The 20813-nt window shown below is 30.9% G+C and carries 17 protein-coding genes; 13 read left to right on the top strand and 4 right to left on the bottom strand.

The window, feature by feature from the left end; all coding sequences use genetic code 11:
• On the top strand, positions 1–538 hold a 538-nt coding region (locus tag HMPREF1983_RS07815; protein WP_021753386.1), incomplete at its 5' end, for an LPXTG cell wall anchor domain-containing protein.
• Between the two features lie 238 nt (positions 539–776).
• On the opposite strand, the gene HMPREF1983_RS05900 is transcribed toward HMPREF1983_RS07815, so the two are convergent.
• Both HMPREF1983_RS05900 and HMPREF1983_RS05905 read right to left on the bottom strand, forming a co-directional pair.
• Complete coding sequence (locus HMPREF1983_RS05900) at positions 777–1940, bottom strand: multidrug effflux MFS transporter (RefSeq protein ID WP_021753387.1); 1164 nt, start codon at positions 1938–1940, stop codon at positions 777–779.
• 504 nt (positions 1941–2444) lie between these two features.
• Positions 2445–2699 carry a hypothetical protein gene (locus tag HMPREF1983_RS05905; protein WP_021753388.1) on the bottom strand — a complete coding sequence of 85 codons (255 nt, stop codon included), beginning with the start codon at positions 2697–2699 and terminating at the stop codon, positions 2445–2447.
• Positions 2700–2868: 169 nt separating this feature from the next.
• Between HMPREF1983_RS05905 and HMPREF1983_RS05910 the strand changes: the two genes are divergently transcribed.
• Positions 2869–3309, top strand: a complete 441-nt coding sequence (locus HMPREF1983_RS05910; protein ID WP_021753389.1) for a hypothetical protein — start codon at positions 2869–2871, stop codon at positions 3307–3309.
• 293 nt (positions 3310–3602) lie between these two features.
• Here HMPREF1983_RS05910 and HMPREF1983_RS05915 read toward each other — a convergent pair whose 3' ends face one another.
• Entirely contained in the window at positions 3603–4370 is a 768-nt protein-coding gene (locus tag HMPREF1983_RS05915) for a MurR/RpiR family transcriptional regulator (RefSeq protein WP_021753390.1), read from the bottom strand.
• A gap of 236 nt (positions 4371–4606) precedes the next feature.
• On the opposite strand from HMPREF1983_RS05915, the gene HMPREF1983_RS05920 reads away from it, so the two are divergent.
• From HMPREF1983_RS05920 to HMPREF1983_RS05955, 8 genes are all read left to right on the top strand, one after another.
• The gene (locus HMPREF1983_RS05920) at positions 4607–6313 is read left to right on the top strand and encodes a PTS transporter subunit EIIC (RefSeq protein ID WP_021753391.1); all 1707 of its coding nucleotides are present in this window, start codon (positions 4607–4609) and stop codon (positions 6311–6313) included.
• A gap of 4 nt (positions 6314–6317) precedes the next feature.
• Complete coding sequence (locus HMPREF1983_RS05925) at positions 6318–7076, top strand: Cof-type HAD-IIB family hydrolase (RefSeq protein ID WP_021753392.1); 759 nt, start codon at positions 6318–6320, stop codon at positions 7074–7076.
• 242 nt (positions 7077–7318) lie between these two features.
• Positions 7319–7777, top strand: a complete 459-nt coding sequence (locus HMPREF1983_RS05930; RefSeq protein ID WP_021753393.1) for a DUF4064 domain-containing protein — start codon at positions 7319–7321, stop codon at positions 7775–7777.
• A gap of 199 nt (positions 7778–7976) precedes the next feature.
• Positions 7977–8384: a hypothetical protein gene (locus tag HMPREF1983_RS05935; RefSeq protein ID WP_021753394.1), complete on the top strand. Its 408-nt coding sequence runs from the start codon at positions 7977–7979 to the stop codon at positions 8382–8384.
• Positions 8385–9329 (top strand): polyprenyl synthetase family protein, encoded by a 945-nt coding sequence (locus tag HMPREF1983_RS05940; protein WP_021753395.1) that lies wholly within the window; start codon positions 8385–8387, stop codon positions 9327–9329.
• Positions 9329–10513 carry a tetratricopeptide repeat protein gene (locus HMPREF1983_RS05945; protein ID WP_021753396.1) on the top strand — a complete coding sequence of 395 codons (1185 nt, stop codon included), beginning with the start codon at positions 9329–9331 and terminating at the stop codon, positions 10511–10513. The genes HMPREF1983_RS05940 and HMPREF1983_RS05945 overlap by 1 nt, the downstream gene beginning before the upstream one ends.
• Before the next feature lie 100 nt (positions 10514–10613).
• Positions 10614–13229, top strand: coding sequence for a DNA polymerase I (gene polA / locus HMPREF1983_RS05950; RefSeq protein WP_021753397.1), 2616 nt, complete (start codon positions 10614–10616; stop codon positions 13227–13229).
• Positions 13230–13429: 200 nt separating this feature from the next.
• Positions 13430–14689, top strand: coding sequence for a Glu/Leu/Phe/Val family dehydrogenase (locus HMPREF1983_RS05955; RefSeq protein WP_021753398.1), 1260 nt, complete (start codon positions 13430–13432; stop codon positions 14687–14689).
• Between the two features lie 246 nt (positions 14690–14935).
• On the opposite strand, the gene HMPREF1983_RS05960 is transcribed toward HMPREF1983_RS05955, so the two are convergent.
• Positions 14936–16897, bottom strand: coding sequence for an amidase family protein (locus HMPREF1983_RS05960; protein ID WP_021753399.1), 1962 nt, complete (start codon positions 16895–16897; stop codon positions 14936–14938).
• A gap of 634 nt (positions 16898–17531) precedes the next feature.
• On the opposite strand from HMPREF1983_RS05960, the gene HMPREF1983_RS05965 reads away from it, so the two are divergent.
• The 3 genes from HMPREF1983_RS05965 (at position 17532) to gap (ending at position 20674) form a co-directional block, all read left to right on the top strand.
• Positions 17532–18341 (top strand): class I SAM-dependent methyltransferase, encoded by an 810-nt coding sequence (locus HMPREF1983_RS05965; RefSeq protein ID WP_021753400.1) that lies wholly within the window; start codon positions 17532–17534, stop codon positions 18339–18341.
• A gap of 48 nt (positions 18342–18389) precedes the next feature.
• Positions 18390–19430 (top strand): hypothetical protein, encoded by a 1041-nt coding sequence (locus HMPREF1983_RS05970; protein WP_040461165.1) that lies wholly within the window; start codon positions 18390–18392, stop codon positions 19428–19430.
• A gap of 224 nt (positions 19431–19654) precedes the next feature.
• Positions 19655–20674 carry a type I glyceraldehyde-3-phosphate dehydrogenase gene (gap, locus tag HMPREF1983_RS05975; RefSeq protein ID WP_021753402.1) on the top strand — a complete coding sequence of 340 codons (1020 nt, stop codon included), beginning with the start codon at positions 19655–19657 and terminating at the stop codon, positions 20672–20674.
• Positions 20675–20813: the final 139 nt, after the last annotated feature.

The following is a 20813-nucleotide window of genomic DNA, read 5'->3' on the forward strand; positions in this document are numbered from 1 at the left end:
CCCAACAAATAACCCAACACCGAAAAAACCTGTAAAAGACGTTGTAAACGAAAGTGGAACAACAATTAACGGCAAAGCGGTAAAACCGGGAGACATCTTAACGTATACAGTAAGTTACACAAATACAACGGGAGAAGACAGAGATGTAACAATCAAAGATAAAATCCCTGAGTACACAACATATGTAGAAAACTCAGCAGATAACAATGGAAAATACACAAACGGAGAAGTAGTATGGACTAAGAGAGTAGCCAAAGGAGAAACATGGACAGTAACATTTAAAGTAAAAGTCAATGAAGAAACATATGGCAAAGAAATTAAAAATATAGCTCGTACATCAGACGGAGTATTAGACATAGACACCAATCCGACAACTAATCCGGTACCACCAAAAACACCACCGGTACCACCGACAACACCAAAAACACCATTACCAAAAACAGGTAATGAGGCAACAAACGGAGTGTATGCGGGACTGGCAACATTATTGGCAGGACTTGGATTAGCATTAAGAAGAAAAAGAAAAGATGAAGAGTAGAAATAAGCGAAAGCAATAAATGTTTTGGTTTATTAAACAAAACTGATTAAAAAATCAGGTAAAGAAAGAGTGATGGATAAAATTTCATCACTCTTTTAATGTTTTGTAACAAACTTGATATATCACGGTAAGCATGGCACCCTTATTTAATAGTCTATTTATAGAATGACTATTGTGAAACTTATAATTTGATAATTAAAATAGTCGCTAAATCAAAATTATTTAGCGACTATTAATATTATATTTTTCTCTCAATAGTTTTAAACAGTAAATAAGAAACTGCTGAACAAAAAACGATTGCTATAGCACTGGAATGAAAAATATTGCCCAATCCAACGAGAGGAGAAACTACACCTCCCAAGAAAAACGGAAGGAAACCGAATAATGCGGAAGCACTACCGGCACGCTCTCTTTCCAGATTCATTGCAAGAGCGGAACCTGAAGGAAGTATAAAACCTAATCCTAATAATAAAAAGAAAAAGCCTACTTCAACAAATAGGAATGGCAATGCTAAAGTTAAAATAATAGCTAAGTAAATACTTAGAATTAACATAATACTTAATCCCAATTTAATACTTTTCTTTTCATTAAAGCGTCCGGCTGCCTTACTACCTACAACAAGAGCGAAACCGTTTAAACCGAAGCACAAACTATATAAGAATGGTGATAGTTTATAATGTGTTTGTAAAATAAATGGAGATGCGGCTATATAAGCGAACATGGTTGCTAACGCAAATGCCTGAATTAAAACAAGAATAGTAAACAGTTTATTTTTTGATACTAAAACTATAGAATTATAGGTTTTTAATATAGGTACATTAAGTCTTTTTTCTTCTTTTAACGATTCTACTAATTTAAAAGCTGCAATAATAATTATTATACCGATGATTGCAAGTGTAATAAAAATACCGCGCCAATCTGTTAATTGAAGCAGCAGGCTTCCTACAACAGGAGAGATTATCGGAGCGAGTCCATTAACCGCCATAAGCAAAGCGAAAAACTCTGCCATTTCTCTTCCGCGATAAAGGTCGGTAGAGATAGCACGAGATATAACAACTGCTCCTGCTGACGAAATACCTTGAACAAATCGCAAAATAATCATTGCGTAAATGTTGGGGAAAACAATAATAGCTATAGTGCTGATTAAATAAATAATAAGACTAATAATTAAGGGTTGTTTACGCCCAAACTTATCACTGATAGGGCCTATAAGAAGTTGCCCTAATGCAAGTCCTACCATACTTCCTGTAAGTGTTAACTGAATGGTCGAAGTATTAGCTCCAAAGTATTCTGCCATAAATGGAAGTGCAGGCAGATATAAATCTGTAACAAATGGTCCAAATGCAGATAACGTTCCTAGAAAGAGAACGAGAAATAGTTTTGAATTTTTTTTCTGTGTCATGTAAATTCCTTTCTTTTATAAATTATATTTTCTAATTATATCATAAAAAAAATCTTTTCGTAATAGTTAAGTTTATAGAAATTTCTAAGAAAAAAATAAATTTAGAGATATTAACGGGTGATTAATACTCAAAAAGATTTTCTTATGAGATTTGTTTATGTAAATTATAAAGATAAAATAGAATTATGGGAAAACCATATATTAAAGTAAAGTTATATAAAAGAGAAAAGGGCATATTTTAGTTTAGTAGCAAAGCCGAAAAAGAGGTGAGTGTAAAAACTCATCTCTTTTTTTGTAGTGGTATAACAAATAATTAAAGGGCGGATCTGAAAGCTAAAAATTCTAATAAAATTTACTTATCAGTAGTTAGATTTATTAATTTATTGATTTAGGAATATGATTTAAAAAGTTTTTTTCAAATCTAATGAATTGTGGAAATTTCTACTTGGCAAAATCGATTTTTAATGAAATCTTAATTTTCAATTTTCGAGCCGTTTTCTACAATTAAAAATCAATATTATTAATTTTCCCGATAAGGTGCTTTGTAATAAACCAACGTAAAGTATAAATATATATTGTATATGAAAAAATAAGTAGGGTACTAAAGATAGTGACCTTATTATTTTTGAAAAAAATAAAGTTTACCATTAGAATAATTAAATATAAAATAACGCCAAATAAAAATCTGAACATATTTTTTTTAATCCAAAGGTTGTATTTTTTTAATAATTCTTCTTTTTTGTTATTTGGAGTATTCATTACAGTTTTTCCTTTTTCTTTCGCTTTTTAACCTTATTATACCATCTTTTTTTTATTTTTTATAAGTATATAGGTCAATAACTGTATAAGTAAATTGCAAAATGGTATAATGTAAGAAAAATAATTAAGTGAATGTACAAGAAAAGAACATTGGAAAGGTGGGAGAAAAATGTGTGAGGAATGTTACTCAACTGAAAACAGAATAACACCGTTGTTAAATCCCTTAGAATGTTTAGAAAATCATACTCAGTATATTTGTGGGATGTGTGGACGTTGTATTTGTATTGAGTGTGATCTGGTTAGAAGATTACAAAGATGGAATTTTCCTTTCAAGTCTTTAGAAATTGCAAAATTATATTTACGAACAGCTGATTACAGTATGAAAAGTTCGTGTGGAATTTATGAGATAAAAAATGAGAAAAATGGAAGATTATCGTATAAAATTTTAGTAAATAGTGAAGAATTGAAAAATTATTTAAAAAAGAATAAGGGGAAAACTTGCAATACTATGAAACCTGTTTTTGCTATTGGAAAGTATAGAGAGTACAGTAATACAGAAGTGAGGAAGTTAACTTCTAAAGAAATTCAAAAATATATGGAAGAACGATAATTTTAACTGATATAAATATAATCATTTAAAATTTATTATTAATTATTGTATTTGGATAATTACTCTAAGTTGATAATATATATTTATGATGGTATTATTTGTAAAAAACTTTTCAAATTTATAATAATAAAACACTAGGTAACTTATTATTTAGCTGTACTTTAAAAAATATTTGTTTTTGAGTGTAGCTATCTACCCAGTGTTTTTTAGTTTGTATTTTAGAATATATTTATCAATATATTTTGAATGATTTATATAAAAAGCATAAAAATTTTTATCTTATGCCCATATTGTTAATCTATAATATACTGCCCCGGACTCATGGTGTTGACGATTGTTTCGAAAAGAATAATTCCGACAACATTTAACATAAGGCGAGAACGGATTTTTTTTCTGGTTTTAGGTGCGTCGTAGACTTTTATAACGTGGTCGCTTATTTTAGCGAGTGGGCTGTTAGACAGGCTGGTTATTGAAATAATGGTTGTTCCGTTTTGTTTTGCTTCCAGAAGGCTGTCGTTGATAATCTCGGTATTTCCGCCTAAAGAAAATACTAAAATAACATCTTTATTTGTTGAAATATCGGGTATACGTTTTATAGAGTAATGTTCAAAATAATCATTAGACCAGAGATTAATGAGTTTTAACTTTCTATTGAAGTCGCTCATGACCATATAACTGGAACCACTACCTACACAAAAAATTCTGCGGGATTTTATAATAATATCCGAAAATACCTCAAAATCTTTTTGATTTAAGATAGACATGGTACGTCCAAATTCAACGCTTAGTTGTTCCTTTAATTGAACGAAGTTAGAAGTGGATGAATTTTCACTTTTGGATAATTCTTTACTTGTTCTCAAATCATATTTTAAATCAATAAATGTGTTATAGCCGAGTTTTTTACAAGCACGGATGATAGTTGATGAAGAAACTAAAACTGCCTGTCCGATTTCTTTTAACGTGACGTATTCAATATTATCTTGTTTCATTAAATAGTCTATTGCTTGTTGTTCAGAAATAGATAATTTATCGTAATTTTCTTTTAAGTTATTAAAAAACATAATTCACTCCTTTGAGTAAAATTTACTAAATTTTTCATTGCGATTGTTATTATAAAGTATAATAACATAAAAATAATGAAAATAAAAGCGATTGTATCAAGTTTAGAAGATAATTAGTAAAATATTACCTAAATAGTAAAAAAATACAATAAAAGTAACTTTTAGGCAAGATAAGAAAAATCGTTTTCAGATCTGTTATAATATATACATATAATTTTAAAAAGGAGAAGAAAGTAATGGCAAAGAAAAAAAATAAGTTCGTTTCCGCTTTTGAGCAATTCGGACGTTCATTCTTATTACCGGTATCTGTACTTCCCGGTGCAGGGATAATTAAAGGTATTGGGACTGCATTCAGTAATTCAAACACTTTAAAAATGTTTCCGGCATTAAAAAATGATATTATTCAATTTATTATGAAATTCTTAATTGTGCTTGGAGACACAGCATTTAATAACTTACCGATAATTTTTGCAGTAGGGGTAGCGGTAGGGCTTGCTAAACGTGAAAAAGGTTCGGCTGCTTTATCAGGATTATTAGGATTTATCGTTTTACATTATGTATTAAACTTCCTGCTTGTACAAAGTCATAAATTAGTTGATACCAGTAAATTATCAAGCAATGACGCTAAACTGGCATTATCAAATGCCATGCAGACAAAGGTTCTTGGTATTCAAACAATCGATCTTAGTGTATTCGGTGGTATTATCGTCGGTATTGTTGTTTACTTCGTTCATAAGTGGGCGGTTAAGGTACAACTTCCAACGGTAATCGGATTCTTTAGTGGACCACGTTTTGTGCCGATCGCAACCATTATAATTATGTCGGTAGTGGCAGCCGGATTATTCTTTGTTTGGCCACCGGTGCAAAGAGGAATTAGTGTTCTATCAATATTTATTTTAAAATCAGGTCCGATAGGAACATTTCTTTACGGGTTGGTAGAACGTGCTTTACTACCGTTTGGTCTTCATCACGGCTTAAACTGGCCGGTTCGTACTACAGAACTTGGAGGAGCATGGGAAATTGGTGGAAAACGTGTTGTTGGTACAATTAATGCTTATTTAACATCATTAGCTGATCCTAATGTAACACATGTTGATCCAAGTATCACACGTTTTAACGGTGGTAAATTCGTTTACTTTATGTTTGGTTTATCCGGCGCAGCCTATGCAATGTATAAAACTGCTGATCCTAAAAAACGTAAAATGGTGGGTTCACTATTATTTGCAGCAGCAGGAACATCATTCTTAACCGGTATTACAGAACCAATCGAGTTTACGTTCTTATTTGTAGCACCTATCCTTTATATCGTACACGCATTCTTAGCAGGGTCAGCACTATTTGTAATGCATATGTTAGGAGCGGGAGTTGCAACACCTACAGGACATGGTTTTATTAACTGGGTAATTTACGGTGTACTTCAAGGGCCGAAAACTGCTTGGTGGTTAGTGCCGATCGTTGGGGTAGTATATTTCTTTATCTACTATGTTGTCTTTAGATTTATGATTGTTAAATTTGATCTTAAAACACCGGGACGTGAAGATACTGACGATGTGAGATTATCAAATAAAAAAGAAGCACGTGCTAAACTGGGTGTGGAAATTGCAACAATCGGTAAAGAGGAATCGCCAAAAGTAATGGATGATGCAGCAAGTGATGATGAAGTTATGGAAACCGTTCAAAAAACACCGGAAGGAATTCATAAACAAGCTGTTGAATTGGTAAAAGCACATGGTGGAGCAGAAAATATTGAAGCGGTAGATGCTTGTATTACACGATTAAGAATAAATGTTAAAGATAAAAGTTTAGTCGATCAGGAGAGAATTACAACTAAACTGGGAGCTATGGGATTTGCGGAAAGTGATATGCAGATGCAATCTATTTACGGTTCTCACGCAAATGTGTTAAAAATGGAAATTCAAGATATGCTTGGTATGGAGGAATAGGTTTATGAAAAATTTGTTTGTTACAGACTTAGACGGAACATTTGTGAAAAATTCAGTATTCGTCGAACAGGATGATTTAAGGGCGTATCATAGTGCAAAAAAATATGGGGACTTCTCAGTTGCGACTGGGCGTTCTGTTGAAGAAATCAAATATATTGCCGAGGGTGATAATATAGAAGTCACAGACATGATAGGGTTTAACGGAGCGGTCGTAACAAGACAAAATGAAATTATATTTGAAAAACATATTCAAGAAAAAGATTTAGAGGATATTTTTAAATATTTAAAAGAAAATAAACTTATATTTGATGCTTTAGACGGCAAACGAAGAATTGGTAACTTCAATCATGAGAAAAAGGATAGACTTTGGAATATGGAGCTTATTTGTGTGGATAATCCTTTTGAATTATTGGTTGGGAAAACAATTTATAAGATAAATGTAAGACCGTGTAAAGAAGAATTAAATTCTCATTATGAAGTTATGAAAAAATTATTTCCGAATGTAGAGATTTACAAATCGGGATCAACAAGAATGGAAATAACAGCTAGGGGTATTTCTAAAGCGAGTGGAATAAAATTAATAAAATCAGGATATAATAGAATTATTGCTTTGGGTGATTCCGGAAATGATGTGGATATGTTTAAAATAGCCGACATTTCTTACTGTATGAGCGGTGCTCCGAAAGAAGTACAGCAACAGGCTACATATGTAGTGGAAAGTTTTGCAAAAGCAATAGAACATTTTGAAGAAAATTATAAATAATAATATAAAAACCATTATCTGTCTAGAAAGGTAATGGTTTTTGAGTTATTTCATATATTATCATATTAAATTTTGTTCCGTGTCAAATATGGAGCATAAAAAAATTCTATTCTTGTATTATTTTTTATTTAGATAATAAATTTAACACTTTAGTAAAAAATTAGCACAAAAATTTAAAATATGATATACTAAGGCTGTGATAGTTTATGTAATATTCATTAAAATATAAGGAGGAGTTATTTATGAAACCATTTAAAAGAACTACTGAAAAAATTTTAGCTTGGATAGCTAATGTGTTATTATTAATTATTACCGGTGGATTAAGTTATGTATCATTTATTAGTAGTACAAAAGATATATTAAAAAATCCGGAGTTTTTAAAAGCATTTGAAGCCAGTTTAGCTCAACAAAATGCGTCTATTTCTGCGGATAAAGCATTAGAATTGGGTGTTGTAACATTTAAAATTTATACAGTAATTTACATTGTTTTATTAATATTAGCGTTGATAGCGACATTTATCATAAAAAAACGTATTGTAGCCGGTATTTTCTTCCTGTTGGTAGCTATTGGTGTCGGTGTAACATCGGTTGGATTTTTCTTCCCAATATATATATTACACTTCATAGTAGCGATAATGTTATTTGTAAGAAAAGAACCTGAAGATGATATTAATCAAAATGAAACGGTAAGTTATTTATAAAAAATTAAACTATTGATTTAATTTGATAAAAGATATATAAAACTTTCTAACTAAAAAGAACCAATCCTTAAAATTTATTCAATTTTTCAAAAGGTAATAACTATAGTTCATAAGTGTTAGAAAGTTTTTTAGTTTTGAAATTTTTATTAATATCTATATTGTGTTATAATAATAGGGATAAAAAACTTGAGGTTTTACAATGGGAACATATAGTTATAATAAAAAATTTATAGAAAAGTTAAATCTTTTTAAAATAAAAGAGCATTATGATTTTAATAACGAAGAATATAACAAAGCTATATTTTTTGCTTTGAGTTCTTTAGAGAAACATATAAAAGAATTTTCTACCAACAACATTAAAACTAAGTCATTGCTTTTTGGTGATTATTATAGTTTCGAGTATTATAGTTTATTAAAAAAAGATTCGGTTAAGCTGAAAAAATTGACAGATGTTATGAAAATTGGGTATCAAAAATTACTAAATAATAATTCGAGTGTAGATAAATTCATTATTAATATTATTTATGTGTGGTTTGAGTTTTATGGTAAAAAAATAGATAATGATGACAGAAACTTTATCAAAAAAGTAGTATGGGCGGAGAATTAAATGTTAAAACAGTATGACGGATTAATAGCAGAAGTGCTAGAAGATATTTTTGAAATAACAAAAAGTAATGATAATGAATTAAATAAAGTTATTAAGAAATATTTTTTAAATGGCGGAAAAAGGATAAGGGTGCTTTTGTTGCTTATCTGTGCAAAATTAGGAAATTTTAAAGAGAATAGAAAAGATATTATCCGTCTTGCCGGTATCGTTGAAATTATTCATACTGCAAGTCTTATCCATGATGATATTATTGATAACGCACAAACTCGACGTGGTAATGTAACATTAAATAAAAAGTACGGGAATTATTTCGCCTTGTATGTTGGTGATTATCTTTTTTCAGTCGTTCTTAATGCGATTAGTGAATTTGAAGATGAGAGATTACATACTTACCTTGTGACGACTTTAAAGGAGCTTTGCATCGGCGAATTAATTCAAGAAGATGATTTATACAATGTTAATACCAGAAGATTAGATTATTTGAAAAAAATAAAACGTAAAACTGCGATTCTTATCGCTTTTTCTTGTGTAGCCGGTAGCATTATTTCGGGTGCGGACGATAAGGACATAATTAGCAGTTACAGATATGGTTATTATCTTGGAATGAGCTATCAAATAGTTGACGATTATTTGGATTTTTCCGGTGGGAATAACCTCGGTAAAGAGTCAGGGCAGGATTTAATAAATGGAAATATGACTTTACCGGCAATAATCGCCAGAGAATATAATAATGAGTTATTTTTAGATTTTTGTAAAGACAGCAGCATAGAGTATAAGCAGAAGATAATAGATTTTATAAAAAATAATGAAGAGATATTGGGACAGACACTTTCGGTGAGTGTGAGATATTTAGAAAAGGCACGTTTTGTCATTAGAGATATGGATAAAAAAACACGTCTGGAATTAGAATATGTAATGAATAAATTAGCAAGGAGAGATAAATAATGGATATACAAAATTTTTTAGAAGAATTTAAGGATATTGACTTGGAACAATTAGATAGAGAAAAACAGGAAAATTTCCGTTCGATTTTATTTAATAATGGATTGTTCGAGGATGCACTTGAATTGTCAAGAATTATTTATGAACAAAATAAGGAAGAAGACGATGCGATTGAAGGATATGTTCATAATTTAATGTATCTTGATAAAAAGGATGATGCTCTTCTTATTTTATACAATGCTGAAAAAACAGCACCGGTTTTGTATTTAGAGGGTATGATTTATAAAAATGACGGTTTGTTGGAAATTGCTGAAGATAAGTTTCAACAAGCACGCAGTAAAACCAAGCACCCTGAAGCTATAAGGAGTATAGATTCGGAGTTGGTATCTATTTATTTAGAAACCGGTAGGGAAAATAAGGCGAAAATTATGAGTGAAAGAATTTTTCATGAAGAACCGTCCGCTGAAAGTTTTCATTTAGCATTTGATAATTTATTTGTAATGGGTTTGTTTGAAGATGCCGTTGATTTTTATACAAGACATGGCAGGGAGTATGAAGATGCCAATTTATTATTCGCTGTTGCATATTCATACAATCAACTTAAGGATATTGAAAATTCAAAAATGTACCTTTTAAAAACAATAGCTTTGGATTCAGAGTTTGTTGATTCTTATTTACATTTAGGTCATATGTCAAAAGGTGAAGAAGCGAAAAAATATCTTGAAAAATACATTGAACTTCAAGGGGTTGCCCACAGTGCCTATTTGCACTTGATTTCTCTTTATAACGACGATAAAGAATATGATAAAATACGTCAGTTAGTGAAAGAAGTTTTAACAAATATGGGAATTTCGGAAGAAACCCTGTATATAGCAATTTACGCTTTGAAAACTTTATTTGAATATGATAAAATTTATAGCTTATACAACGAACACGCTATTATTAAAGATGATCCGATTTTGTTAGGGGCAGCCTTAAATGCTCTATCAGAAGAGGAAGATTATATTGATTTTGTTGAAGAAGAAGCGGTGACTTATTTTGAAGTACTGCATGACGAACCGACTTATTTGGAAACGCTAAAAAATGTTTATGAGCTGACAGGAAGTAAAAGAGTTCATGAAATTATAGAACATTTTGAACATCACCATCATCATGGTTGTTCGCATGATCATCATGATGAATATTAATTAAAAGAGGGGGAACTCAGAGGTAGAAAAATTGTGATTTTGAAAAATTTTTACTTGTGAGTTCTTTTTAGTTTATTAACGGTATAATGAGGAGATAGACATGGATAAAATAATTTTGTTGGATGGTAATAGTTTGAGCTACCGTGCTTTTTATGCTATGCCGGCACTAAAAAATAAAAAAGGACTATATACGAACAGTGTTTATGGTTTTACCTTAATGTTGGAGAGAGTTTTAACCGATGTTAAGCCGAAATATGCACTTGTTGCCTTTGATAAAGGAAAACAAACTTTTCGACATAAGAGTTATGAAAATTATAAAGGTACACGTGATAAAACGCCTGATGAGTTGGTGGAACAGTTCGGATATGTAAGAGAGCTTATAGAATCTTATGGAATAAAATACGAAGAGCATTTTGATTATGAAGCGGACGATATTATCGGAAGTTATGCACGTTTGGCAGAAAAAGCCGGCTTAGAAGTTATTATCGTTTCAGGTGATAAAGATTTAACTCAGCTTGCAAGTGATAATATAACGATTTATTATACAAAACGAGGAGTAACGGAAATTGATTATTATACTCCGGAATTTATTAAAGAAAAATACAATTTAACTCCGGAACAAATAATTGATATGAAAGGTTTAATGGGGGATAAGTCTGATAATATTCCGGGGATAGCCGGAGTTGGTGAGAAAACTGCGATTAAACTGCTTACCGAGTATGGAAGTGTTGAAAATATTTTAGATAATATCGATAATATAAGTGGTAAAAAGTTAAAAGAACGTCTAACAGAAGGGAAAGAAGATGCCCTGATAAGCAAAAAATTGGCTACTATTCATACAGAAGTACCGTTAGAAAATAAACTTGAAGAATTAATTTTTGAAGAAAACAGGAAAAAGAAAATAGAATTATTTGAAAAATTGGAGTTTACCTCGTTTTTAAAAAAACTACATATAGAAGCTGAAAAAACGGATTTAGAAATAGAGAAAGAATTGGAAATAATTCATGCTACTGATAAAACAAAAATAGATTTTAATTCAGCAAGTATCCATGCGGAATGTTATACGGAAGATTATCATAATTCCAGTGTGGTAGGAATAGCTGTTTATAACCAAGAAAAAATTTATTTGTTTAGTGAAGATTCTTTTTTTAGTAATGAAACGGTATTGGATTATCTAACTTCAGAAAATAAAAAGATAGTATATGATTACAAAAAATTGATGTATTTAGCGTTGAAAAACGGTACTACAATAAACGGAGATGTTTTTGATGTTATGATTGCCGCATATTTAGCAGATGTAACTTCAAAAATTCAAATTGATAAAATAGTTTTTAATTATCTTGGAGAAATTTTAAAAAGTGATGAAGAAATCTACGGCAAAGGAGCAAGAAGAACTTTACCGGTTAATAGTGTGATTCATCCTTACTTAGCTCAAATAGTAAGTTATATTTCAAAATTAGAAGAACCATTAAGAAAAAAATTAATTGAAGAAGATATGATAAATCTTTTTGAAAACATAGAAATAAAAACTGCAAAAGTATTAGCAAAAATGGAATTTGAAGGTATTCATGTTAGTAAAAGAGAATTGGAAATAATGAGTGTAGAACTGGATAAACGAATTTCAACGCTTGAGGCCGGTATTCATGCTTTAGCAGGTGAAGAATTTAATATCGCTTCTCCAAAACAGCTGGCAGTAATTTTATTTGAAAAATTAAATTTACCTCCTATAAAAAAAATAAAAACAGGATATTCCACTTCTGTAGAAGTGTTGGAACAACTCCAAAACACTCATGAAATTATCCCGCTTATAATGGAATACAGAATATTGACAAAACTCAATTCAACTTATGCTAAAGGATTGATTAAGGATATTACTCGTGAAGGGAAAATTCATACACGTTATGAACAAACATTAACTCAAACAGGAAGACTATCATCGGTTAACCCAAATCTTCAGAATATACCGACAAGAATCGAAGAAGGGAAAAAAATTAGAAAAGCATTTATTTCGGGTTCTAAAGATAGAGTTATTTTATCAATTGACTATTCTCAAATTGAATTAAGGGTATTAGCCCATATTGCGAATGACAACAGAATGATTGATGCTTTTGAACATGATGTTGATATTCATGCAAAAACGGCAAGTGATGTAAATGGAGTCACACTTGAAGAAGTAACGCCTGCTATGCGTCGTGAAGCTAAGGCGGTAAATTTTGGGATAATATACGGTATTTCTGATTTTGGATTGTCAAATAATTTGGGAATAACAAGAAAGCGTGCAAAAGAATTTATTAAAAAGTATTTAGAAACATTTCCTGGGGTAAAACAATATATGGAAGATATTGTAAACTTTGCAAAAGAAAAAGGGTATGTTGAAACATTGTACCATAGAAGAAGAAATCTTCCGGAGATTAATTCAAAAAATAAAATGATAGTAAACCTAAATTCACGTATCGCAATGAATACTCCAATTCAAGGCACGGCAGCGGATATAATAAAAATTGCAATGATAAATGTTAACGATTATATAGAAAAAAATAATATTGATGCTAAATTGCTGCTTCAAGTTCATGATGAATTAATTTTAGATGTAAATAAAAAAGTGGTAGAGAAGTTTACAAAAGAAATAGTGACAATAATGGAGAATGCTGCTAAGTTATCTGTAAAACTAAAAGCGGAGGCAGGTATAGGAGATAGCTGGTATAATGTTAAGTAAAACAGTAAAAAAAGTGGAACATTGTATTAATTAATTAAAAATTTATCCCTTATAATAACATTGATAAGGTATAGGTTAAAGTTGAAAAAATTAGCTTTAATAAGAAAAACATACCGTTTACAATCTTTATAGTAATTTGTTATAATAAGGTAGGGTAAAATTATTACTCTTAAAATTAAAAAGTTTAAGGAGAATCAGTTATGAATAACAATCCATTAATTAATGCCAGAGAACAAATTAAAAGTGCCTGTGCTATACTGGGGTATAAAGATGAGGTATATGAAGCGTTAAAAGATCCGCAACGTTTTATTGAAATCACTATTCCGGTAAAAATGGATAGTGGCGAGGTAAAATACTTCAAAGGTTTTCGTTCTCAGCATAATGATGCGATAGGACCAACTAAAGGGGGACTACGTTTTCACCCATTAGTAACAGGAGATGAGGTAAAAGCATTATCTATTTGGATGACATTTAAGTGTGCAGTTGCTAATCTACCTTATGGCGGTGGAAAAGGCGGTGTTATAGTAGATCCGAAAGAATTGTCACAAGGTGAACTAGAACAATTATCACGTGGCTATATCCGAGGATTATATAAATATCTTGGAGAAAAACAAGATATACCCGCACCGGATGTGAATACGAACGGTCAAATTATGTCGTGGATGATTGATGAGTTTAATACATTGACAGGAGAACAAGCGATTGGAACACTAACAGGAAAACCGTTAGAGCTTGGAGGTTCGTTAGGTAGAACACAGGCGACAGGGCATGGTGTTGCTTTGGCTGCCAAATTAGCATTGGAAAAATTAGAAAAATCGGTAAAAGGCTCAAAAGTTGCTGTTCAAGGCTTCGGTAACGTAGGTAGTTACACCGTTCAAACAATAATCAACTATGGTGGAACTGTTGTTGCAGTTACCGAACGTGACGATAACGGTGTTCAGTATGCGGTTTACCGTGCTGAAGGACTATCTTATGAGGAGCTTCGACACTGTAAGGATACAAAAGTAAGATTTCATACGTTGCCTAATACTAAACGTTTAAGTTTAGATGAATTTTGGGCGTTAGATGTTGATGTGCTTTGCCCATGTGCTTTAGAAAATGCTATTGATGAGAAAGAAGCTAATTTAATAAATGCACCCATTATTTCAGAAGGAGCGAACGGACCGGCTACATTGGCAGGAGATAAAGTTTTAACGGAGCGTGGTAAAGTTGTTATTCCGGATATATTGGCAAACAGCGGCGGAGTAACAGTATCATACTTTGAATGGGTGCAAAATCTACAAGGTTATTATTGGAGTGAAGAAGAAGTAGTAGAAAAACAAGATCGTGTTATGACAAAAGCATTCAATGATATTTGGTCAGTAAAGGAACGTTTTGAAATTCCAATGAGAAAAGCAGCTTATGTTAACTCAATTGAAAAAATTGTTAAAAATATGAAGCTAAAAGGGAAACTTAGCTAAAATAATATAAATAAAGAGCTACTCGATAAAATCGATTTTTAATGAAATGACAATTTTCGAGTAGCTTCTTTATATTTTATTAAGTTTAAAAAGTATTTATTAAGTAAATTTAGGTGAGTGTTTTATCTGTTATTTAGTTTTTTGTATAAGATAGATTGCAAATAAAAGTGAAACATTTAACTCGATAAAACTGGATTGGGAAAATGTTTTTTAGTTCAATCAGCTTTAGCGGTAGTTTATTATATTCTATTTTTTAAAATTAATTTTTTTACGTTTTACTAAAACAATAATTCCGGTTAAAGATAAAGTAATAAATCCAAAGGTTACCGATGAATAAGTATGGGTACCTGTTTTAGGAAGAGTTTTTTTGGTAGTCTTTTTATTAGAGTGGTCAGTACCTTGCTTGTTGTCAGGTTGAGATACTTCGGTTGTTTTATCTTTATCGGTATTTTGATTATCTTTAATTTTTAGTTCAGGTTTGGGATTTGTAGGAGCAATATCGGGAATTTTATATTCAAATTTTGTTCCATAATCATTGGTTGCTATTTTGTTTCCATTTTTAGTGGTGGCATTATTGGTTATAGACGGATGCAACTTAAATTGATTGTTATCTTGGAATAGTTGTGCCATTTCTAATAATATTTTTTCGGAATTATCTTGTGCTGCGAACATTACTCCAAGTGGCAAGTTGTTGCTGTTGACATAAACGGGCAGTGAAATTGCCGGATTTCCGGTCAGATTAAATAACCATGTAAATGGAGTACGTCTCATCATAGGCTCCCACTGTTTAACTAATAATTCAAAGCGTTTTTTAGGATCTTGTATGCTGTTGATATTATATAGTTGTTTTTCAATATCCGGATTAACATAAGGGTCAATGGTTTTATTGTTAGACGGAGCAGTTACGGCATTAGTTGCCATTAAGAATAAGTCGTACTTTTTGTAAAATTCATTTATAGATTTTTTGTATTCTGAAGCGGGTTTTACACCTGAAATATCAGTATTTGCTCTGTATCCTTTTGTAGAAGACGAGCCGAATGTGTAAGTTGCCGGGTCTAAATCATATTTTCCGTTTTCACCTTTTTTCTTCGCTTTTTCTACATAGTTAGAACCATAACCGATAGAATTTACGGTATAAGTTTTAATCCCTTCATAACCGTCAATAGGAAATTCAGTAACTTCTTCAACTGAAAAGCCTTGTGCTTTTAAAAATTCAACAGCTTTTAGAACGGCTTTTTTACCGTCTTCACTAAGTTTGACATCTTTTAACGGAGTTTTTAATGTGTATGCTATTTTCAATTTTTTTAAATCTTTAGGAACGGGAGTTAATTCTTTTGGTTTATTAATAGTGGTTTTATCAAAATAAACTTTAGCATCTTCAACAGATTTTACCAGTGGAAACTTAACAACAGAACCGGTTGGTTTTAAACCGATAAGACCTGTCCAAGATGCCGGTATACGAATAGAACCGCCGGCATCACTTCCACTTGCTATTGGAACAAAACCAGCTGCAACGGCTCCGGCAGAACCTCCGGAAGAGCCACCCGTATTACGTTCAGGATTCCATGGGTTTCCGGCAGGACCGAATAGTTTAGAATCGGTTATATTTCTCCAACCGAGTTCGGGGTAATTGGTTTGACCGAGAATAATAAATTCCAATTTACGAAATTCTTTGGCGACTTGTCCATCTGATGAGGAAATTTTCCCTTTTTCCGACAAAACGCCGTTAGAGTGATCACCATCTTTTAAGGCGTCTAATCCTTTTATAAGAGTAGGAACTCCTGCAAAAGGTTGTTCTTGCCAATTAATAGGATTGCTTGCGGCATTACCTGCATTAATTCGTTTGTCTATTTCTCTTGCATCTTCATATGCTTTATCCCAAATTGCTTTAGGAATATTTCCATTTTCATTCATAAGAACAAGATTTAATCTTGGATTTTCAGCTTCTATTGCTCTGTAAGCAAGAGTAACGAGTTCTTCGCTTGTGACTTTTTTATTGCGAATAAGAGCTGCTAATTCTAAGGCACTTTTTTGTTTATATTCTTCCAAGGTCATAGGAATTTTAGAAGAATTATTATTTTTTTGAGTTGTATTAACATTTTCAGCACTCACTGTATTATTATCATAAAAATTTATTTTCCCATATGAAAGAAGTAAAGTAGCTGTTAATGATGTTGCTAACAAAAATTTTAGATTTTTCTTTTTCATTTAATTTACCTCATAATTGTTGGTTTATAATTATTTTTACAAAATATATTATACCTTTGTAAAAAGTTTTTGTAAATTTATTAAACTCGGTAAATTTTTTAAAATAAAATTATTATATTTATCTGTATCTATATTAAAAAATATTCTGTATTAAGTTTGGAAAATTAAAAATAGCGGTAATTAACTTGAATTAATTCCGAAGTTTTTAAAAATTATTATCTTGATAAAAATCTATTTCGATTGGTAGTATTCATAGAGTTTATCAGACCTTTGAAATTTTCTTGAAGTGAGTTTTAAAATCAATAAACAGTTTCTTCTAACTATTAATAAGTATTTTTATTTTTTGAGATAACTCCATGAAAATTCGTTGGAGTAGCATGATAGAAATCGGGAATTACATCTTTATAAAATTTAAGTTTTTGTCATATATTTCTTACTACAAAAACACTTTAAGCAAGTGACTAATTCAATATAAAGATATTTTCTTAGTTGTAAAAATGACATAACCTAAACTCTAAAACTAAAATGTAAGACAAGTAGAAATTCAACATAATCAACGTTTATGATATAATAATGGTAAGAATAATTTATGGAGAAAAAAAGAGTTAATAAAGTATTTTTGTGAGGATAAAAAATGAATAAAAAAAATATATTAAAAGGGGTGGAAGATACCTTATATATCCCATTAATGGCAAGAATATATGCATCTAAGAAATTTCCTGAATTTTTTTATGACAAAAAAGCCTTATCTTTGGAAAAATATATTCCTGCAAACAGCATAAAAGAAAATACGACAGAATATTTTTATATGGCAAGTGTTTGTAGGCAATACACAATAGATCAAAAAATAACAAAGTTTCTTGAGAAAAATGATTTATGTAATGTGGTATTTTTGGGAGCAGGGTTGGAAACAGCCTTTAATCGTATAGGAAATACAAAAGCATATTTCTATCAAGTCGATTTACCGAATGTGATAGAGATAAGAAAACAGGTGCTTGGAAAAGCGGAAAACGAAACGTTGATTTCAGGAGATATGTTTACTCTTGATTGGGTAAAAGAAATTGATGTTTCATTGCCAACTTTAATGGTTGTTTCAGGGGTATATCAATATTTTAAAGAAGAAAAAATATTATCTATGATTAAACAGATGAAAGATAATATTTCTAAAGGAGAGTTAATTTTTGATGTTACAAATTCAGCAGGTTTAAAACTTGCGAATAAGTATGTAAAGAAAACCGGTAATGGTGCTGCACAAATGTATTTTAGTATAGATAACCCAGTTGAATTTGCAAATAAAACACGGACAGAACTTATCAGTGTTGACGGTTTTTTCAAGGATGCTCTAAAAATTTGTAAAAATTTAAAATTGAAAACAAGAGTATATATGTATTTTGCGGATAAATTTAATAGGACACTAATAGTTTACTTAAGATTCAAAAACTAATAAAAAATTATTTTGGAAAGTAGATATCGAAAACGGGAGGTAAAATAAATGAAAAAATTTTGTTACATGATAATTATAACTTTCCTTATAATAATTTTCGGTTCAGGGTGCAGTTTGGGTGATAGCAAACGTCTCACAACGGAAGAAATACAAAAACGACTTGAAAAACGTTACAATACGGGGGAAGTTAAGGTAGAACAAATTGATTCGAAAAGTTGGGAGGTTTCTCTAACTAAATATCCGGATGTTAAGTACACTGTAAAAGAAAAAATAGGTCTTAATTCCTTCGCTCCGGTACCTGAGTATAAGTTTGTTGACAATAGAATCGAAAAAGTATGCAATCTTATAGCACTAAAATACTTTACCGCAGATGAAATGAAGAATATAACATATTCAACCGGAATGGTAAAAATAAAATGGGATGTAAGAGATGATAAGGATATATCAACTTTCAGCAGTAAAATTGAAAAATTTTGTAAAGATATGCGAGAAAACTATTCGCAAGTTGTGGATGATGCAATAGTTGATGTATTGTTTTATGAACCTTCTGTTATTTCTTCAAAAACAGATAAGAGCAAATTAGCTAAATGGGAAGATTTGGATGAGAAGAATATTTCGTCATATTTAGATACAACATATGGAAAAGGAAACTATAGTTACAAAAAGTCTGATTCCGTATCGCATGACGGAGAAATAGAAGTTAGGTTGGCTGCCTATCCGGATATTCCTTTTTACTTATCCATTCAAAAAAAGAATCTTGGTTTTAAAAAAGTAATTTCTGATACGAGATATTACGATGCGAGTGTATATGTAGCAAATACCTTCCCAAAATCCGATTATGATAATAATACACAGTTTTTAAATATTGAAGCGGTTGAGACTATTTATGAAAATGAATTGAATGGATTTTATCTAAAACGTTATTTAGAATTTGAAAAAGAAGAAGATGTTATATCAAAAATATCGGATATTCATAAAAAGTTGAGAAATTATATAAACCAATATCCGATACTAATTTACAAAGATTATCCTAAAAATCAAGAAAAGATAGAGCCACCGATATTAACGGAATTATCTATAAGATTATGAAAAATTATATAAATAAAATATAGATATAATAAAACCTTATTTTGGTAAATGTGGAGAAATAAAATAATATATATATTCGTATAAATATAAAGTTAATGTATAATATTATAAAAATATAACACACTACTTGAAAAAGATATGAAGTTATGTTATATTAATTCTAGGTGTTTGAAACGCTTACTTTAATAAAAATTAAAAAATAAGATTTTTTGGGGGAAAAACACATGACAATAAAAGTAGCACTAAATGGATTTGGGCGTATAGGGAGACTCGTTTTAAGACAAATACAGGCACAACACGCAGATGATATAGAGGTTGTTGCTGTTAACAGATCAAGAGTAAGACCGATAGATCAAATAGTGTATTTGTTGAAATACGATACAACGCAAGGACCATTTCCGGGAACCGTTGAAGAAGGTGACGGTGCTTTTATAGTAAATGGGAAAGAAATTAAAGTATTTGGAGAACCAGAACCGGAAAATTTACCGTGGAAAGAACTGGGAGTAGATATAGTATTAGAATGTAGCGGTAGATTTAATAGCAAAGAAAAAGCTCAAGCACACATTAAAGCGGGTGCTAAAAAAGTATTGTTATCAGCTCCGGGGGGGAGTGATGTAAAAACAATAGTTTATAATGTAAACCATGAGATATTAGATGGAAGTGAAACTGTTATTTCAGGTGCTTCATGTACAACTAACTGTTTAGCGCCTATGGCTAAAGCGATGCATGATAACTTCGGAATTGTTCAAGGATTAATGACTACTATTCATGGATATACCGGGGATCAGAATACACTAGACGGTTCACACAGAAAAGGTGATTTTAGACGTGGACGTGCTGCTGCGGAAAATATCGTGCCTAATACAACCGGTGCTGCCAAAGCAATTGGGTTAGTAATACCGGAATTAAACGGTAAGTTAGATGGTGCTGCACAACGTGTACCTGTGCCAACAGGGTCTTTAACTGAATTATTTGTTAATCTTGAGAAAAAAGTAACTGTGGAAGAAGTGAATGCTGCAATGAAAAAAGCGGCTAATGAATCATACGGTTATACAGAAGATCCGATAGTTTCTTCAGATATTATAGGGATGAACTACGGTTCATTATTTGATGCTACTCAAACCAGAGTTATTGGAACAGGGGACAATCAAATGGTAAAAGTAGTATCTTGGTATGATAATGAAATGTCTTATACGGCACAACTTATTAGAACATTAAAACATTTTGTAAAACTAGTTAAATAGCAGACATTCAACCATTCTTCTAACTTTAATGAGATGATTTACGTTTCGTAGATCATCTTTTTTTATTTTGTCCTATAATATTTTATATAAAATAGATTTTAAAAATTATAATTTTTTATCTTGCTTTACTATTGTACCA

Source organism: Gemella bergeri ATCC 700627 (assembly GCF_000469465.1).
Lineage (GTDB): Bacteria > Bacillota > Bacilli > Staphylococcales > Gemellaceae > Gemella > Gemella bergeri.

What these genes read in the sequence shown, in the direction of transcription:
- HMPREF1983_RS05900 (WP_021753387.1), bottom strand. Translation starts at nt 1,940, where the DNA reads ATGACACAGAAAAAAAATTCAAAACTATTTCTCGTTCTCTTTCTAGGA.
- HMPREF1983_RS05905 (WP_021753388.1), bottom strand. Translation starts at nt 2,699, where the DNA reads ATGAATACTCCAAATAACAAAAAAGAAGAATTATTAAAAAAATACAAC.
- HMPREF1983_RS05910 (WP_021753389.1), top strand. Translation starts at nt 2,869, where the DNA reads ATGTGTGAGGAATGTTACTCAACTGAAAACAGAATAACACCGTTGTTA.
- HMPREF1983_RS05915 (WP_021753390.1), bottom strand. Translation starts at nt 4,370, where the DNA reads ATGTTTTTTAATAACTTAAAAGAAAATTACGATAAATTATCTATTTCT.
- HMPREF1983_RS05920 (WP_021753391.1), top strand. Translation starts at nt 4,607, where the DNA reads ATGGCAAAGAAAAAAAATAAGTTCGTTTCCGCTTTTGAGCAATTCGGA.
- HMPREF1983_RS05925 (WP_021753392.1), top strand. Translation starts at nt 6,318, where the DNA reads ATGAAAAATTTGTTTGTTACAGACTTAGACGGAACATTTGTGAAAAAT.
- HMPREF1983_RS05930 (WP_021753393.1), top strand. Translation starts at nt 7,319, where the DNA reads ATGAAACCATTTAAAAGAACTACTGAAAAAATTTTAGCTTGGATAGCT.
- HMPREF1983_RS05935 (WP_021753394.1), top strand. Translation starts at nt 7,977, where the DNA reads ATGGGAACATATAGTTATAATAAAAAATTTATAGAAAAGTTAAATCTT.
- HMPREF1983_RS05940 (WP_021753395.1), top strand. Translation starts at nt 8,385, where the DNA reads ATGTTAAAACAGTATGACGGATTAATAGCAGAAGTGCTAGAAGATATT.
- HMPREF1983_RS05945 (WP_021753396.1), top strand. Translation starts at nt 9,329, where the DNA reads ATGGATATACAAAATTTTTTAGAAGAATTTAAGGATATTGACTTGGAA.
- polA (WP_021753397.1), top strand. Translation starts at nt 10,614, where the DNA reads ATGGATAAAATAATTTTGTTGGATGGTAATAGTTTGAGCTACCGTGCT.
- HMPREF1983_RS05955 (WP_021753398.1), top strand. Translation starts at nt 13,430, where the DNA reads ATGAATAACAATCCATTAATTAATGCCAGAGAACAAATTAAAAGTGCC.
- HMPREF1983_RS05960 (WP_021753399.1), bottom strand. Translation starts at nt 16,897, where the DNA reads ATGAAAAAGAAAAATCTAAAATTTTTGTTAGCAACATCATTAACAGCT.
- HMPREF1983_RS05965 (WP_021753400.1), top strand. Translation starts at nt 17,532, where the DNA reads ATGAATAAAAAAAATATATTAAAAGGGGTGGAAGATACCTTATATATC.
- HMPREF1983_RS05970 (WP_040461165.1), top strand. Translation starts at nt 18,390, where the DNA reads ATGAAAAAATTTTGTTACATGATAATTATAACTTTCCTTATAATAATT.
- gap (WP_021753402.1), top strand. Translation starts at nt 19,655, where the DNA reads ATGACAATAAAAGTAGCACTAAATGGATTTGGGCGTATAGGGAGACTC.